Below are 15,593 nucleotides of genomic sequence, written 5' to 3' on the forward strand. Positions count from 1 at the left end.
AGAAAGTGTGGCACCGTACTGCATAAAATTAATCGGTGATTTGCCTCACTCGCAGATGTGAGTTAGGTCACACTCTGGTTAATCGCTCTTCATTCGGGAGGTGCGACAGACTTAGGAGAGACTAGATGGCAAACTTCCTCGATGCCCTCAATACCGTAATTTGGTCCCCCGTCTTGGTGTTTTTATGCCTCGGCGCGGGTATTTATTTCACCGTGGTGACACGCGGCCTGCAGGTGCGCTGCATACCGGACATGCTCAAGCAGATCGTTAACGGAGAAAGGTCCGCCGATGGCGTGTCTTCCTTCCAATCCTTGATGGTTTCGCTCTCCGGCCGCGTGGGCGTGGGCAATATCGCCGGCGTGGCCACAGCCATCGCCTTCGGTGGGCCTGGCGCCGTGTTCTGGATGTGGGCAGTGGCGCTGTTGGGCTCGTCCACCTCGTTCATCGAAAGTACGTTGGCGCAGATTTACAAGGGGAAGGACCAGGACACCGGTGAGTACCGCGGCGGGCCCGCCTATTACATCGAAAAGGCCTACAAGCACACTAAGGCGGCGCCGTTCATGGTGGTCTACGGCATCGTGTTTGCCGTCGCCATGATCTTGGCTACCAGCTACTTCTTGCCTGCCATCCAGGCCAATGCGGTGGCCGCCGCGGCCGATACCGCCTGGGGCATCAACTCCACCTGGGCAGCCGTCGTCTTGGCGGGCATTCTGGCCATCATCATTATTGGCGGCGTGAAGCGCATTGCGACCTTCGCCACCATTGTCGTGCCATTCATGGCGGTCATTTATATCGTGATTTCCGTGGTGGTCATGTGTATGAACTTCTCGCAGATTCCGGAGGTCTTCGGGCTCATCTTCAGGTCCGCATTCAATATGGAAGCCGGATTCTCCGGCATGCTGGGCGCGGCCATCATGTGGGGTGTTAAGCGCGGCATCTACTCCAATGAGGCCGGCCAGGGTACCGGCCCGCAGTCCGCTGCAGCCGCCGAGGTCTCCCACCCCGCTAAGCAGGGCTTTGTGCAGTCCTTCGCGGTGTACGTCGATACGCTCTTTGTCTGCTCGGCCACCGCGTTCATGATTATTTCTACGGACATGTACACCGTTTTCCGCGGCAGCTCCGAGGACGGTGAGGTGGTCTACAACGGCTCGCTTCCTGATGGCGTCGAGGTTGGCCCTGGCTACGTGCAGTCCGGCCTCGATAGCGTCTTTGCCGGTTGGGGCCCAACCTTCATCGCCGTCTCCATTGCCTTCTTCGCCTTTACCACGGTCCTGGCGTACTACTACATGTCCGAAGTCAACCTGACCTACTTCAACCGTTGGGTCCGCTCCCGCACGGCCCGCCGTGGCCTGATTTGGGTGCTGCGCGCGCTGATTATTGTTTCCGTCGTGGTTGGCGCCACCACCACTCCGGGTGCGGCGTGGGCGCTGGGCGATATCGGTGTCGGCACGACGGCATGGCTTAATATCATCGCCATCCTCTTCCTGCAGGTCCCTGCGCTTAAGGCACTCAAGGACTACGAAAAGCAGAAGAAGGCCGGCAAGGATCCGCAGTTCGACCCAGAAGCTTTGGGCATTAAGAATGCGGACTTCTGGGTAGAGCGCAAACGAGCACGCGGCGAGGGCAGCGTGCTCAAAGACAAAGACAAGGACTTAGAAGGCGCCGGGGCCTAGCCCATCTTGGCGTAGAAGCTGCCTACCAGCGGTGCAATCACCGGGGTGGGCAGCACCTGGCTGAGGGTATTCATCGCCTTAGATAGCGGGCCGGGCACCACGCGGCGCTGATTGCGGCGCATGGCCTCGATGGTTTCTTGGGAGCATGACTCGTAGGTGGTCCACAAGAAGTCAGGTACCACCTTATCCACGATCGACTGGTCTTCCTCTGCGATGGTGGCCTCGCGCACGGGGCCGGGGGCGAGCAGGGTGCACGAGACGCCAGAGCCCTTCAGCTCATAGTGCAGGGCCTCCGTAAACGCATTAACGCCCGCCTTGGTGAAAACGTAGGTGGCGTTATTGGGGATGGGGATATTGCCCGCGGCAGAGCCGACATTACAGATAGCGCCGCTGCGGCGAGGCAGCATCTGTTCCAAGGCGGCTCGCGTGAGGTGGTGGACGGCAGTTCCGTTGAGCTCGAACTGAGTCGTCTCGTATGACCAGTCCTGGTCCATGAAGGGGCCGAAGCTGGCGATGCCGGCGGAGTTGACCAAAATCGATACCTCGCGGGTGGCGATGGTCTCGGCCACACGGGCGACGTCGTCAGCTACCGCTAGATCCGCCGGTAGAGCAATGGCCTCGATATTATGGCGCTGCTCGAGCTCGGCGGCGATGGACTCCAGGACCTCGCGGCGGCGGGCCACAAGGATGACGTTATAGCCCAGGGCTGCGAAATCCTGCGCCATGGCCTTGCCAATGCCTTGGCTGGCGCCCGTAACGAGGGCGTAGGACGTGCGGGAAGGGACGGGAAGTGACATGGTTAAGCCTTTCCTGGGTGGGGCATGGTGAGTCCTAGCGTAAACAAAAAGCCTTGAAGCGGCGAGAAACTCGGCGCCTCAAGGCTTTCGCGCGGTGCCCCCAGCAGGATTCGAACCCGCGACACATGGGGTAGAAACCCACTGCTCTAATCCACTGAGCTATGGGGGCTTACAACGCACTCATAGTAGCCCACGAGGGCGGGGAAACCTAAGCCAGGGTGCGCTGCGGCGTGCGCAGGATGTCCACCAAGTCTTGGGCAGCTGCGGTCAGCTCGCGATCCGTGCGGTAGGCCACGATGGCGTAGTAGCGCGGCAGGTCATCAGCAATGGGGCGGGTGACGATGCCGTGCGGCTGCACAGTAGGTGCGCAATTGGGCACGATGCTGACGCCGAGGCCACTGGAGACCATAGGGATCGCGCTATTGAGGCTGGCGACCTCCTGGGCCTTTTCCGGCTTGAGGCCCGGCCGGCTATTCCACAGGTCATGGTAGAACTCGGCCAGTTCAGGAAGTTCGCGGCTGCGCGGTGGGACAAGCCATGTTTCCTTCTTCAGTTCGGCGAGGGAGACGGGGGATTCCAACTCGGCGAGGCGCTGGGGAAGGGCGACGGAGTAATCGAACGTGGCCACCTGGTGGACGGTGAGTTCGGGGGAGTAGCGGCGAATGAAGGCCTTCGGATCGGACGTCGGCAAGAGCGCTAGGTCCACCTGGCCATCCAGTAGGTGTTTGATGGCGGTGGCCGGTTCGGCGTCGTCCAGCGAGATATTGGCGGTGGGGTAAATCCGCTTGAGCTCGGCCAGGGCGGAAGGGGTAAATTCCCAGTTCAAAATGGCGCCGGAGGTTAGCGACACGGTGCTGGCCTTGTCGCCGGTGATTTCGCTGATATGGCGCTGGGTTTCGCTCAGCAGCGCATCAACCTTAACGGCCGTTTCGTAGACATAATCGCCAGCCTCAGTGGTGGAGACACCGGAGCGACCGCGCGAAAGCAGCTGGGCGTTGAGCTCCTTTTCTAGCTTCCGGATGGAAAGGCTCAGAGATGGCTGGGTCATATCGAGTGATTCGGCAGCGTGCGTGAAGGAGCCATTGTCTACAACGGCGCGAAAATAAAGAAGTTGACGGGTGTCCATAAGCTCCATAATGACACATGTAAAGACAAAATGTGTGTTAGGTGAGAAACTAGGTCGCGCTATACAATGCGCACTATGGCAAATGAGCAGGTTAACAGTGTGAACGTAGCGGGTAAGAAGCCCCGCTCTTCCTGGGGAATTTATATCGCAGCGATGCTTATTGCCGGCCTGCTTGCCGGTTTTATTTCCCTGTTCCTCCTGGCCGATTCCCTGGCGGCCCTGGGCATCCCGGACCCCGGCCGCATAACCACCTTTGGCCTGCCGCTCTTTCGAGGTGTGGCGTGGATTCTCATGGCTTTGTCCGTGGGCTCATTCTTGGCCTCGTCCTTCCTCATCGCTCCGCGCGGTGACAATGCCACGCTTATCGATGCCCCCTTGTCCGTCGACGGCCACATCGCCGCCCGCACCGGCACCTGGGCCTCCTTTGGTATGGCGGCCGTAGGTCTCGTGGAAATCCCGCTCATTATGTCCGACCTCACCGGCGCGCCCTTTTCCCAGGTATTCGAGCCTTCCATCATGAAAATGGCGCTGACGGAAATTTCCACCACCATCGTGTGGGCAATCTCCGTGCTCATCGCTCTAGTAGTGGGCGTTCTCGGTCTCGTGGGCCGAGGCTGGTCCATGCAGCCGGTCCTGCTTTTCTTGTCCATAATGCAGGTCGTACCCATTGGCATGGAAGGCCACTCCGCGGCGGGCGGCGACCATGATTACGGCACCAATTCGCTCCTGTGGCACTTGGTCTTTGTCATGCTTTGGGTAGGCGGGCTTATGGCGCTAATCGCCCATGGTCGGCGCCTTGGCCCCAACCTCGCCTTTGCGGTGAAGCGCTACTCCGGTATCGCCTTTATGGCGATTGTTGTCTTGGCAGTATCGGGCTTGATAAACACGCTCATCCGCATGAATATCTCCGATCTGGTGGATTCTGCGTACGGAATCATTTTGATTACCAAATTCGTGCTGACGATTTTGCTGGGCATTTTCGGCCTCGCTCACCGCGAGCTCACCATCCCGCAGCTGGGCAAGAACCCGCGCCTTTTTATTCGCATTGCCATCGTGGAAGTAGCGGTGATGGCCGCCACCATTGGCGTAGCCATCACGCTGGGCCGCACTGTGCCGCCCGCACCGCGGGATCCCAACCTCAACTCGATGCAGATTCTGATGGGCTATGAGCTGTTTGAAAAGCCCACGGTGCTCAACGTATGGACCATGTTCCGCTTTGACATCATGTTTGGCACCATTGGCCTGCTTTTGGCTGCGGCCTATGGCTACTGCGTCTACCGTGTACACAAGCGCGGCCTGACTTGGAGCAAGGGGCGTACCGCATGGTTTATGTGCGGTGCGCTGGGCCTGACCCTTGTGATGTCTACCGGCATGGGTCTCTACATGCCGGCGATGTACTCCATGCACATGTTGGTGCACATGATTTTGTCGATGGCGGTCCCGCTCCTGCTCGTTCTGGGTGCGCCACTGACCCTGCTTATGGAGGCCTTTGAGGCAGGACCGAAGGGGAAGCCCAGCCTGCACGACTATGCACTGGCGGCCACCCAGTCCAAGATCGTCGCGTTTATTACCAATCCGTTTGTCAACCTCGTGCAGTACCTATTTTTCCTCTACGTGCTGTATTTGTTCCCGGGTCTATATCAATTCGCTATCTCCGAGCACGCCGGCCACCTCATTATGAACTTTACGTTCATCATCTCCGGCTGCTTCTATTTCTGGGAAATCATCGGGCCGGATCCGCTGCCCAAGCGGCACTCCACCCCGTTCCGATTGGCTGTGCTGTTCCTTTCCATGCCATTCCACCTCTTTGCCGGCGTGTACCTGATGCAGCTGCAAAGTGTGCTGGGTGCAGACTTCTACCAGTATTTGGAACTGCCCTGGGATCAGGATCTGCTCCAAGATCAACGCGTGGGCGGCGGCATCGCGTGGGGCTTTGGCCAGTTCCCGCTGGTTATCGTCTTTGGCAAACTCTTCCTGGATTGGCTCAGCGATGATCGCGCTACGGCTCGCCGCCACGATATGCAGGCGGATGCGGACGATGATGCCGAATTGGAACGCTATAACGCGATGCTCCAGGATATGGGCCACGGCGATGAATCGAGCTTCCGCGGGCGCTAGCCTGTGGATAACCGGCCCAAAATTGCCCCCAAACCCGAGCTTTGTTGACGGGTACAACAAGTTATTCACAGGGTAGGGGTCGCCGGCATGGTGCAGCTTGCGCGCCGGCATCAGGATATGGAAGCGAGCGAGGAAAACCGAACTCGCCTATCCAACTATCCAGCAAAGGATTTTCTAGCACCATGTCCCAATACCCAATTACTTTGACCGGTCGCCTTACTCGCGATCCCATCCTGACCAAGACCTCAACTGGGGCCTATAAGGCTAAGCTGCGCGTCGCCTCTTCCCGCCGAATTCCGGACCGTCAGGTCGATGCCGGCGCTAATGACCCGGAAGGCAACAACCCCAAGGCCCCGCAGTGGCGCGACGTGGACCACCTCTACATCGACGTCGAAATGTGGAATCAATTCGCCATCAATGTGCGCAAATCCTTGGCTAAAGGCATGCCACTGGTCATCGTGGGATCCTTAGTTACCGAACAATGGCGCGATGACCAGGGCACCGATCACTTCCGCACGTTCATTAAGGCACAGTATGTGGGCCTGGACCTGAACCGCCACGTTATCGGTACCAAGCGTCTCGCTCCGCAGTACAACCAGGAAAATATTGCGGTCCCAGAACTGGGGGACAACGCCATCGAACCGGATGTGGACCACAGCCTCCCACCGCAGCAGGCGGGGCAGGGAGATACCGCTGCCGATACCGCGGCGGACCGCTATCTAGCCGAGCGCGCCGCAGCCGCACGTGGTGGGGAAGAAGATTCCTTCGACGACGCCGAGGTGGAAGAGGAGGCTGCCGAGGCAGAATCCGCCCCAGTGAACGCTTAAGCGTTTCCCCACCGGCTTGATCGCCTCGGGTGTACCTGACCCGAGGCACTTGGGCGGTGGTTCTGATGTAGTGTTTGTGTAGATAAATACGTCTCCCAAATTTTTGCAAAGGGGTAAAAGTGGGCGAATTCATCTACACGATGAAAAACGTGCGCAAGGCAATTGGCGATAAAGTCATCCTTGACGATGTAACAATGGCGTTCTACCCAGGTGCCAAGATTGGTGTGGTCGGCCCTAACGGTGCCGGTAAGTCCTCCATTCTGAAGATTATGGCCGGCCTGGACCAGCCTTCCAACGGCGAGGCTTTCCTGGATCCGGGTGCCACCGTGGGCATCCTGCAGCAGGAGCCGCCACTCAATGACGAGAAGACCGTGCGCGGCAACGTCGAAGAGGGCTTGGGCGATATCTTTGAAAAGAAGCAGCGCTTCGAGCAGATCGCCGAGGAAATGGCCACCAACTATAGCGATGAGCTCATGGAAGAGATGGGCAAGCTGCAAGAAGAGCTGGACGCCGCCGATGCTTGGGAGGTTGATTCCAAGATCGAGCAGGCCATGGAAGCTTTGCGCTGCCCGCCTTCGGACGCCCCAGTGACCAACCTTTCTGGTGGCGAGCGCCGTCGTGTAGCGCTGGCTAAGCTCCTGCTCACCGAGCCGGACCTGCTGCTGCTCGACGAGCCTACGAACCACTTGGACGCCGAGTCCGTGCAGTGGCTGGAGAAGCACTTGGCCGATTACCCGGGTGCCGTTTTGGCCGTGACCCACGACCGCTACTTCCTCGACCACGTCGCGGGCTGGATTTGTGAGGTTGACCGCGGCAAGCTCTACCCGTATGAGGGTAACTACTCCACCTACCTGGATAAGAAGCAAGAGCGCCTAGAGGTCGCCGGCAAGAAGGATGCGAAGCTGCGCAAGCGCTTGAAGGACGAGCTGGAGTGGGTACGCTCCGGTGCGAAGGCTCGCCAAGCCAAGAATAAGGCTCGTCTGGAGCGCTACGAAGAGATGGCTGCTGAGGCCGAGAAGTACAAGAAGCTCGACTTCGAAGAGATCCAGATTCCTACCCCGCCGCGCTTGGGCAATAAGGTCGTGGAAGTCAAGGACCTGCAGAAGGGCTTCGATGACCGCGTCCTGATTAAGGACCTCTCCTTTACCCTGCCGCGCAACGGCATCGTGGGCGTTATCGGCCCGAACGGTGTGGGTAAGACCACCCTGTTTAAGACCATCGTTGGCCTGGAGCAGCCGGATGCCGGTTCCGTCGAGGTGGGCGATACCGTCAAGCTGTCCTACGTGGACCAGAACCGTGAGAACATCGACCCTGAAGCAACCGTCTGGGAGGTTGTCTCCGGCGGCCTAGATTACATTCACGTTGGCCAAAACGAGATGCCTTCGCGTGCTTACCTGTCCGCGTTCGGCTTCAAGGGCCCGGATCAGCAGAAGCCATCCAAGGTGCTTTCTGGTGGTGAGCGCAACCGCCTGAACTTGGCGCTGACCCTGAAGGAGGGCGGCAACCTGATCCTCCTTGACGAGCCGACCAACGACTTGGACGTGGAAACCCTCGGCTCGCTGGAAAACGCGCTGGAGAAGTTCCCGGGCTGCGCCGTGGTCATTTCCCACGACCGCTGGTTCCTGGACCGCACCTGTACCCACATCTTGGCCTGGGAGGGCAACGTGGAAGAAGGCCAGTGGTTCTGGTTTGAGGGTAACTTCGGCGATTACGAGAAGAACAAGGTCGACCGCCTCGGTGAAGAGGCAGCTCGTCCTTCTCGCGTGACCCACCGCAAGCTGACCCGCTAAGTAGCTGAAGCCTTTATTGAGGAGAATGATGGCAACCCCAAGTGTGCACACGTATCGTATTCAGACCCGCTGGTCGGACTTTGATATGTACGGCCACATGATGAACGCAAACTACATCGAGCTTGCCCAGGAAGCGCGCCTGGCTTTTGCGAAGGAACATATCTATTCCAAAGGCCTCGATTTCATTGCGTTCGTGCGCCACCTCGATGTGGATTTCCTGCGCCCGATGGAGTTTAAGGACACCACTACGGTGGAGGTAGAAACTACCATTTCGCAGATTGGCACCACCTCGTTTACCACTACCCAGCAGGTCAAGGATGACCAAGGGGAAGTCGCGGCAACTGTGGAGTGCGTGCAGGTAGTCGTCGACCGCCAGCAGCAGACCCCGCGCCCGCTGACGGAACAGGAAAAGGATATTCTGCAAAATACCGCAGCCAACTAACTGCGGCGCAGAGCAAAGAAAAGAAAGGCAGGGCCCGAAGGTATGGTCACCGAGACTCTAGAAATTGGAAGCGGTGGACCTGGCCTTCGGGCCCTTGTCACGCGCGCAGTCGGCTTGGACGCGGGTGCCTCGGTACGGCTGCGCCAGCTGACTGGCGACGTCGTCGATGTCTTTGTCACCACCCCCTTCGAGGTGGTTGCCTCCCGCCGCGTCCAAGGCGTTGCTTCCCGCGATGGGGCGGTGGTTTCTGCCGGCACGCTGGCCGAGCAACTCAAGGAACATGAGTCAACCGGGACTCTCGATTTGGGCCCCGCCCGTGATCCGTCATGGCCAGGAGCCCTGCCGCCGGCCACTGGTTATAGCGTGGTCGATACATTGCCGGTCACTGTGGTGCGCGAGCTCTCCGATAAAGGCCAACAACTGACGCGACAATTTTCTGGGCCCATGGGCCCGCCGTCCAGCCTCTTGAATCAAACCGTCGTTACTGTAGAAGACGATGGCGCCACAGTGGAAATCCCTATGCGCATGATCTTTGCGTGTACCAATCTGGGCCTTATCCCTGGATTTTCCGCCCCGATGGACGTGCCGCGCCACTTGCGCGTGGCTCAGCTGGGCCGCTGGGTGCGTCTCGACGCCCCCTTCGGCAGCATTTATCGGTCCACCCGACTCTCGCTGTTTTAAGCCCATCCATCTACCGCAAGACTCGGCGAGGGCCTCCTCCTCGGAGAACATGGACCCCCAAAAGCGGTCCACCTTTGGGAGGGTGAGGAGTGGTGCTTATCTCGCAAAACCCTCGTCTAGCAGGACAATAACGGTAGTCATATAGGTTCGTGCTTTTTCGGCTATGTGAGTTTTAGATTAGACATCCAGCTAAACGTGTGCTGCGTTACTCTGGAACTGTAAAAGTAATTTCCTGCACCTACAAGGAGACGGTGTAATGCGTATTGCGGTACCAAAAGAAATCATGAATAACGAGAACCGCGTGGCTCTCACTCCTATGGGAGCGCAAACCCTCGTTGCTGATGGCCATGAAGTGTACGTTGAAACCGGTGCCGGTGAAGGCGCATCCTTCCCCGATTCTGCCTACAAGGATGCCGGTACCACAATTGTGGACTCAGCGGAAGAGACGTGGTCGCAAGCGGAACTGCTGCTCAAAGTCAAGGAGCCACTCGAGTCCGAGTACAAGTACCTGCGCTCGGACCTTACCGTCTTTACCTACCTTCACCTCGCTGCGGACCGCCCGCTGGCGGAGGCACTGGTGGAGGCCGATACCACCTCGATTGCCTATGAAACGGTCACCGATCGCCACGGTACTTTGCCTCTGCTGACTCCAATGTCCCAGGTGGCTGGTCGCCTTGCCGTTATCGAAGGCACCCACCACCTGCTGTCCACCCAGGGCGGTCGCGGTTTGCTGGTCTCTGGCGTTCCGGGCACCCAGCCGGCACGTGTCGTCGTGATCGGCGGCGGCCAAGTTGGCGCCTCCGCCGTTGCGATGGCCCACGGCCTGCGCGCCGAAGTCACCGTGCTGGACCTTGATCCACACGTCTTGCAGCGCTTCGATGACCAGTACGCCGGTGGCGTGCGCACTCTGATCTCGGATCCGGCCACCATCGAAAAGGAGCTACAGGAAGCTGACCTTGTCATCGGTGCCGTGCTCATTCCAGGTTCCGCTGCGCCGAAACTGGTGCGCGAGGAGACCGTGAAGAAGATGAAGAAGGGCGCTGTTCTCGTGGACGTGGCCATCGACCAGGGCGGTTGCTTCGAAAACTCGAAGAAGACCTCCCACGATGATCCCACCTTTAAGGTGCACGACACCTTGTTCTACTGCGTGGCTAATATGCCAGGCGCGGTGGCTAATACCTCGACCCGCGCGCTATCGTCTGCGACGTTGCCGTATATCCGCGCGGTAGCCAAGGACAACTTGGATGCCGCCATCAAGCGCTTCCCAGGCCTAGAAGGCGGTGTGATGACCCGAGGCGGTCGTCTGGTGTCCGAGCCTGTGCGTAAGGCTTTTGACTGGGACGACTAAGCACCGCGTTGCATCCCGCGCGCTAGATAAACCATGAGCCCGGCTCTCCGTCAAAGGGGGCCGGGCTCATGTTGTGCGCGGGCGACAACGGGCGGCTAGGGCGCTTTGTTGATCATCATGGCTGCTACGCGCTGCATATGATCCCAGATCATCTCGCGGTAGGCCGGTGGGATGGTTTCCTCGTCGATCTTGGCGAGGGAGTTACCCATAAGCTCTAACCACCGGTCATGCGCGGTTATATCGATGGGGTAAGGGGCGTGGCGCATGCGCAGGCGCGGGTGGCCGCGGTTTTCAGAGAAGAGCTGCGGGCCACCCCAATACTGTGCCAAGAACCAGGTAAGGCGCTGCTCGGCGCCTTCCCAGTCATTATCGGGGTACATTGGGCCGATGATATCGTCCTCTTTGACTTGGGAATAAAAGCCGTGGACGAGGCGCTCAAAGGTTTTCATGCCGCCAATGGCCTCATAAACAGAATCCATTTACTCTTCTTCTTCCTTGCGGGGATCGGGAATGCCGATGCCGTGAGGGTAGGGGGTAGTAATACCTTTAGTGTGCATGACATTGAGCACGCGGGACTGCAGGAAACGCTGAACGTCCCACTGCTTGCCTGGCAAGGTCTTGGTCGAGACGCGGAAGGATACATAATCCGGCTCAAAGCCAGACATGCCGTCCACACGTGGCGTGCTGAGGATGAGCTTGCGCACCTTATCGTCCTGTGCGGCTTCTTTCACTGCCTTCTCAATGACTTCGCCAGCAACCTCTGGGTCATTAGAAAGACCTACCGGAATCTGGATGCGGGCAACGGAGTACTCATCAGAGTGGTTGGCCACCTGGAGAATTTCACCATTCCGCACGTACCACAGGGCGCCATCGATATCGCGGACCGTGGTGATGCGCAGGGAGATGGACTCGACATCGCCAAAGACGCCATTGCCCAAATCAACCACGTCACCAATGCCGTACTGGTCCTCAATGAGCATGAAGATGCCGGAAAGGAAGTCCTTCACCAGCGCCTGTGCGCCAAAGCCGAGGGCAACGCCAATGACACCGGCGGAGGCGATAAGCGGTGCTACGTTGACCTCTAACTCATCCAGGATGGCGATAATCGCCCACACCCAGACGAAGATGGCGGCGGCAGAACGGGCTACGCCGGCAAGTGTCTTGATGCGGGAGGCGCGCCGGGTCTCGCGGGTTTGGCGCATGGCCTCTTCTTGTTGGCTGAGCTCGGGGCGATTGGCGCGGTCCTTGAATTTCCCGCGCAGGCGCTGCTTATCTAGTCCGGAGGATTTAATGCTATTTTCGGCCACTTTGTTGATGACTCGGCGGAGGAGCCAGTGGGCGATAATGGTCAGAATAAGGATGATGGCGATGCGAATGGGGCGCTCGATAAGCCAGCTTTGCACCTTCTCGTCATTCCAAAAATTGGACACGGACTCGACGGCCGAGTCCGTGGTGGAAGCGGCGGAGGCTAAGAATTGCGTATTCATCATTCTTTCTTAGTCGTGGACAATGGGAACCACGCCCATTGTAGGGGTTGCTCCTGAAAGTTCGACGGGCCCCAGGCTAAGGTTTGTGAAAATAAATACTCATCTGCCCGTAGGAAATGAACAGCTTGGTCTAGACTGTGTGGCTATGACAGAAGGCAGCACGCAGAACCTCGCTCAAGGCTTTACGTCCCGTTCCATCCACGGCGGCTATCACCCGGATCCGCACATGGGCTCTATCAACGTGCCCATCTATGCCTCGACCACGTTTGCGCAAGACGGTTTGGCGCACCTGCGCGGCGGATTCGAATACGGCCGAGTGGCCAATCCGACCGTGCGCTCGCTGGAGCGCACTCTAGCGGCACTGGAAGGCGCGGAGTATGCACGCGTGTTTTCTTCCGGCATGGCCGCCGCCGATACCTTGATCCGCATCCTGGTGCGCCCAGGGGACCACGTCATTTTAGGCAATGACGCCTACGGTGGTTCCTACCGCCTGCTCAATGATTTCACCGAGTGGGGCGTGGAGATGTCCATCGTGAACACCAGCGATACCGCAGCGGTTGCGGCCGCGGTTCAAGAAAATACCAAGCTCATCTGGCTAGAAACGCCCACTAATCCGGCGCTAAATATCACCGATATTGCCGCGGTGGCCAAGATTAAGGGCAACGCGCAGGTACTGGTGGACAATACTTTTGCTACGCCCTACCTGCAGAACCCGCTGGAACTCGGCGCCGACCACGTGCTGCACTCGACCACCAAGTACTTAGGCGGCCATTCCGATGTGCTCGGTGGCGCGGTAGTTACTAATGACGCCCACGTGGACGAGCGCCTGCTCTACTTCCAGGGCAATGTGGGCGCGGTGAGCTCGCCTTTCGACGCCTACTTAACCGCCCGCGGTATTAAGACGCTGTCCGTGCGCATGGACCGCCACTGCGCGAATGCGCAGCGAGTAGCGGAATTCTTGCAGGCGCGACCCGAGGTCAAGCAGGTGCTCTACCCGGGCCTCAAGGAGCACCCGGGGCATGAACTGGCGGCACAGCAGATGCGTGGCTTCGGCGGCATGATGTCCGTGCGCTTCCACAGCGCGGAGCATGCCAAGCAGATCTGCCTCAATACGCGGCTTATCTGCCTGGCAGAATCGCTGGGCGGGGTGGAATCGCTCATCGAGCACCCAAAGAATATGACACACGTATCCGCGGAAGGGTCCGAGCTGGTGCCGCCGGAGGATCTGGTGCGTATCTCCATCGGTATCGAAGACATCGATGACCTGCTCGCGGACTTGGAGCAGGCCCTCGACGCTCTATAGGCCGCGGCACTGGGCCCATAGCGCAGGTGCGGTGGCTAGGAGCGCACCACGGCAAGGAGGGAACCGGCGGCCTTGTCGGTTTCCTGCAGCATGAGCGGGTCCGTGCCCGGCATGGGGGAAATGGTGGTGTCCGGCCACTGGGAATAGGTGGGGATGCCCACGATATGCAGGCGTGCATCCAACTCGCCGTCTGGGTGGACGGTGCGGCGGGTGGCCCCATCCGTTTCCGGCGAACCGGTGGGCTGGCCGTGATCGGGGAAGGGGCGCACGCGGCCGGAATCCACCAAGCAGCGCGTCATGGCATCGCCGGCGGTGCGGATGTCGGGGCGGTGCATAAAGGCGTCGACAAGCGTGGGCGCCGAAGCCGAGCGCGGGCCGGAGGTCAAGGTGAAGTGATCAGCCTCGATGGACACGGTGGGGTGATCGCCTAGGAAGTGGGCCAGGCCGGCATCGACAAGCGCGAGCAACTGGCGCACGCGGAAGAGCGGCGGGCCGGAGCCGATCATCTGGCCAAAGGACATGACCTGGCCGTAGCGGCCGGTGCGAGACTCGCGGGTGTAGCGGCCCTCTGCGCCGAGGATGGAGGCCGGCTTGCGCGATTGCGAAAGCGACCACAGCGCGGCTTTGATGGGGGAGTCGTGGCCGGCGGCGGCCTCCCGAATATCGCCTTCCATGGATTGGGCAATGTGCTCGGTGAGCTCAGCGATGTCCCCGGTAAACCCGGCAATCTGGTACATGAGATCGTTCATGTCCCATGGTTCGGTGACCATGGGCGCAATGGCTGCGCCCAGCTCATCGGGGGCGGTGGCATCGATGACCTCGAGGATTTCCGCGCGCGGGCGCAGGAGGGAATCCGGGCGCACGCGTTCCAAGGTGGTGATATAGGCCTCGTAGCTATCGCGCGCGATGGCGGGCCAAACCTGGGCGTCAAAGTCGATGTCCTGGGTGCCACTGAGCTCCGCAATGACATTCTTCAGGCGGCGGCGCGGCATGGTAGGCGGCAGCTCACCGTATTCGGACTTGGGGTGGTAGGGGTAGCCGCGGCCGGAGGAAATGATGAAGTGGGGCTCCTGGCCGCAAGGCTCATAGCGCAGGCCGGAACGCGCGGAAGGATCCTCCACGAATGTGCCGCCGCGCTCGATGGTGGTCAGCGCCAGGATGTCATAAAAGCCCATGCCCAGACCGCGCACCAGCACGTCCTCGCCGCCCGGAATGGCGGCGTAGTCCTGCTCTACCGGGTTATTAGGGGCGATCCAGTTCAAACCGGAAGCGGCCAACTGCTTTTCTTGTTCGGTGTATTCCGGAATCATCCAGCCATAGGCCAGTACCGTGGCATCGGCGTGCACCTCGGAGCCATCAGCCAGGTGGAGGACGTCTTGGTGACCGTCCTCGGCGATGGTTTCCAACCGGCTGAAGTGATTCACGGTGGAAATGCTCTTGGGCAGGCGCGCAATGACCACGTCATAGACCCAGCGCAGGTACTCGCCATACAGTGCGCGCGAAGGGTTGGACTCGGGGCGGGTTGCCGCGAGCTCTTCGCGGTAGTCCTGGGCAATATGTGCGGCCGGTGGGTGCTGCTCGAAAAGCTCGCGCTTGGCGGCGGAGATATTCTCACCATCGCCGCGCAGGAGCTGAATCCATTCGTACTGGATGGGTCCCTCGAGCACCGGGGCATCAACGGTGGAGCCGGGCTCGGTAAAGAGGGTGACCGCGCCGGCGCGAGTATTCATGCACAGAGTCTTGGTTTGATCCGTTTCCCAGATGCGGCCGGCGCCGTGTTGGGCATCATCGATGAGGTGGACGGTAATGGGGTCGCTGGAATCGTCCATGCGGGCGGAGAGGCGTTCCAAGATGGAAATGCCGCGTGGGCCCATGCCGACGATCGCGATTGCTGGAGTAGACATACCTCCTATCGTGCCACATTCAGGCCCTTTCAGGATCATCGGACCTGGCAGTTAGAATAAAATAGACTAGTCGGTCTACGGTATTCTTGTCATGGCG

13 protein-coding genes and 1 tRNA gene are annotated in these 15,593 nt (G+C 59.5%); 8 read left to right on the forward strand and 6 right to left on the reverse strand.

Going from position 1 to position 15,593, the window contains the following annotated elements:
* The first annotated feature begins 125 nt into the window (after window positions 1-125).
* Window positions 126-1,673: a sodium:alanine symporter family protein gene (locus tag MHY08_RS07925; protein ID WP_239236204.1), complete on the forward strand. Its 1,548-nt coding sequence runs from the start codon at window positions 126-128 to the stop codon at window positions 1,671-1,673.
* Here MHY08_RS07925 and cmrA read toward each other — a convergent pair.
* The 3 genes from cmrA to MHY08_RS07940 all read right to left on the reverse strand — a co-directional run bounded on the left by cmrA (window position 1,670) and on the right by MHY08_RS07940 (window position 3,596).
* Window positions 1,670-2,470 (reverse strand): mycolate reductase, encoded by an 801-nt coding sequence (gene cmrA, locus MHY08_RS07930; protein ID WP_239236206.1) that lies wholly within the window; start codon window positions 2,468-2,470, stop codon window positions 1,670-1,672. The two genes, MHY08_RS07925 and cmrA, sit on opposite strands and share 4 nt — an antisense overlap.
* Before the next feature lie 95 nt (window positions 2,471-2,565).
* Window positions 2,566-2,639 (reverse strand) — tRNA-Arg (locus MHY08_RS07935).
* A gap of 39 nt (window positions 2,640-2,678) precedes the next feature.
* Entirely contained in the window at window positions 2,679-3,596 is a 918-nt protein-coding gene (locus tag MHY08_RS07940) for a LysR family transcriptional regulator (RefSeq protein ID WP_239236208.1), read from the reverse strand.
* Between the two features lie 66 nt (window positions 3,597-3,662).
* On the opposite strand from MHY08_RS07940, the gene MHY08_RS07945 reads away from it, so the two are divergent.
* From MHY08_RS07945 to ald, 6 genes are all read left to right on the forward strand, one after another.
* Window positions 3,663-5,714: a cytochrome c oxidase assembly protein gene (locus MHY08_RS07945; protein WP_239236210.1), complete on the forward strand. Its 2,052-nt coding sequence runs from the start codon at window positions 3,663-3,665 to the stop codon at window positions 5,712-5,714.
* 182 nt (window positions 5,715-5,896) lie between these two features.
* The gene (locus MHY08_RS07950) at window positions 5,897-6,541 is read left to right on the forward strand and encodes a single-stranded DNA-binding protein (RefSeq protein WP_198491965.1); all 645 of its coding nucleotides are present in this window, start codon (window positions 5,897-5,899) and stop codon (window positions 6,539-6,541) included.
* 119 nt (window positions 6,542-6,660) lie between these two features.
* Window positions 6,661-8,331, forward strand: coding sequence for an energy-dependent translational throttle protein EttA (gene ettA / locus MHY08_RS07955; protein ID WP_204611117.1), 1,671 nt, complete (start codon window positions 6,661-6,663; stop codon window positions 8,329-8,331).
* A gap of 25 nt (window positions 8,332-8,356) precedes the next feature.
* The gene (locus tag MHY08_RS07960) at window positions 8,357-8,773 is read left to right on the forward strand and encodes an acyl-CoA thioesterase (protein ID WP_204611118.1); all 417 of its coding nucleotides are present in this window, start codon (window positions 8,357-8,359) and stop codon (window positions 8,771-8,773) included.
* A 42-nt stretch (window positions 8,774-8,815) separates the two neighbouring features.
* Complete coding sequence (locus tag MHY08_RS07965) at window positions 8,816-9,454, forward strand: hypothetical protein (protein WP_204611119.1); 639 nt, start codon at window positions 8,816-8,818, stop codon at window positions 9,452-9,454.
* A gap of 256 nt (window positions 9,455-9,710) precedes the next feature.
* Window positions 9,711-10,802, forward strand: coding sequence for an alanine dehydrogenase (gene ald / locus MHY08_RS07970; protein WP_204611120.1), 1,092 nt, complete (start codon window positions 9,711-9,713; stop codon window positions 10,800-10,802).
* Window positions 10,803-10,897: 95 nt separating this feature from the next.
* Here ald and MHY08_RS07975 read toward each other — a convergent pair whose 3' ends face one another.
* Complete coding sequence (locus MHY08_RS07975; protein ID WP_204611121.1) at window positions 10,898-11,281, reverse strand: globin; 384 nt, start codon at window positions 11,279-11,281, stop codon at window positions 10,898-10,900.
* A complete protein-coding gene (locus MHY08_RS07980; protein ID WP_204611122.1) occupies window positions 11,282-12,292 on the reverse strand; it encodes a mechanosensitive ion channel family protein in 1,011 nt (336 codons plus the stop codon).
* A gap of 142 nt (window positions 12,293-12,434) precedes the next feature.
* On the opposite strand from MHY08_RS07980, the gene MHY08_RS07985 reads away from it, so the two are divergent.
* Window positions 12,435-13,592, forward strand: coding sequence for a cystathionine gamma-synthase (locus MHY08_RS07985; RefSeq protein WP_239236212.1), 1,158 nt, complete (start codon window positions 12,435-12,437; stop codon window positions 13,590-13,592).
* Between the two features lie 35 nt (window positions 13,593-13,627).
* On the opposite strand, the gene MHY08_RS07990 is transcribed toward MHY08_RS07985, so the two are convergent.
* Window positions 13,628-15,496: an FAD/NAD(P)-binding protein gene (locus MHY08_RS07990; protein ID WP_204611126.1), complete on the reverse strand. Its 1,869-nt coding sequence runs from the start codon at window positions 15,494-15,496 to the stop codon at window positions 13,628-13,630.
* Between the last annotated feature and the right edge of the window lie 97 nt (window positions 15,497-15,593).

The organism is Corynebacterium sp. ACRPJ, from assembly GCF_022347345.1.
In the GTDB taxonomy this organism is placed as follows: Bacteria; Actinomycetota; Actinomycetes; order Mycobacteriales; family Mycobacteriaceae; genus Corynebacterium; species Corynebacterium tuberculostearicum_D.

Bases quoted from the DNA above. Each gene is read 5' to 3' on its own strand.
- MHY08_RS07945 (WP_239236210.1), top strand. From the start codon at position 3,663: ATGCGCACTATGGCAAATGAGCAGGTTAACAGTGTGAACGTAGCGGGT.
- MHY08_RS07965 (WP_204611119.1), top strand. From the start codon at position 8,816: ATGGTCACCGAGACTCTAGAAATTGGAAGCGGTGGACCTGGCCTTCGG.
- cmrA (WP_239236206.1), bottom strand. From the start codon at position 2,470: ATGTCACTTCCCGTCCCTTCCCGCACGTCCTACGCCCTCGTTACGGGC.
- MHY08_RS07950 (WP_198491965.1), top strand. From the start codon at position 5,897: ATGTCCCAATACCCAATTACTTTGACCGGTCGCCTTACTCGCGATCCC.
- ald (WP_204611120.1), top strand. From the start codon at position 9,711: ATGCGTATTGCGGTACCAAAAGAAATCATGAATAACGAGAACCGCGTG.
- MHY08_RS07980 (WP_204611122.1), bottom strand. From the start codon at position 12,292: ATGATGAATACGCAATTCTTAGCCTCCGCCGCTTCCACCACGGACTCG.
- MHY08_RS07985 (WP_239236212.1), top strand. From the start codon at position 12,435: ATGACAGAAGGCAGCACGCAGAACCTCGCTCAAGGCTTTACGTCCCGT.
- MHY08_RS07925 (WP_239236204.1), top strand. From the start codon at position 126: ATGGCAAACTTCCTCGATGCCCTCAATACCGTAATTTGGTCCCCCGTC.
- MHY08_RS07960 (WP_204611118.1), top strand. From the start codon at position 8,357: ATGATGGCAACCCCAAGTGTGCACACGTATCGTATTCAGACCCGCTGG.
- MHY08_RS07975 (WP_204611121.1), bottom strand. From the start codon at position 11,281: ATGGATTCTGTTTATGAGGCCATTGGCGGCATGAAAACCTTTGAGCGC.
- MHY08_RS07940 (WP_239236208.1), bottom strand. From the start codon at position 3,596: ATGGACACCCGTCAACTTCTTTATTTTCGCGCCGTTGTAGACAATGGC.
- MHY08_RS07990 (WP_204611126.1), bottom strand. From the start codon at position 15,496: ATGTCTACTCCAGCAATCGCGATCGTCGGCATGGGCCCACGCGGCATT.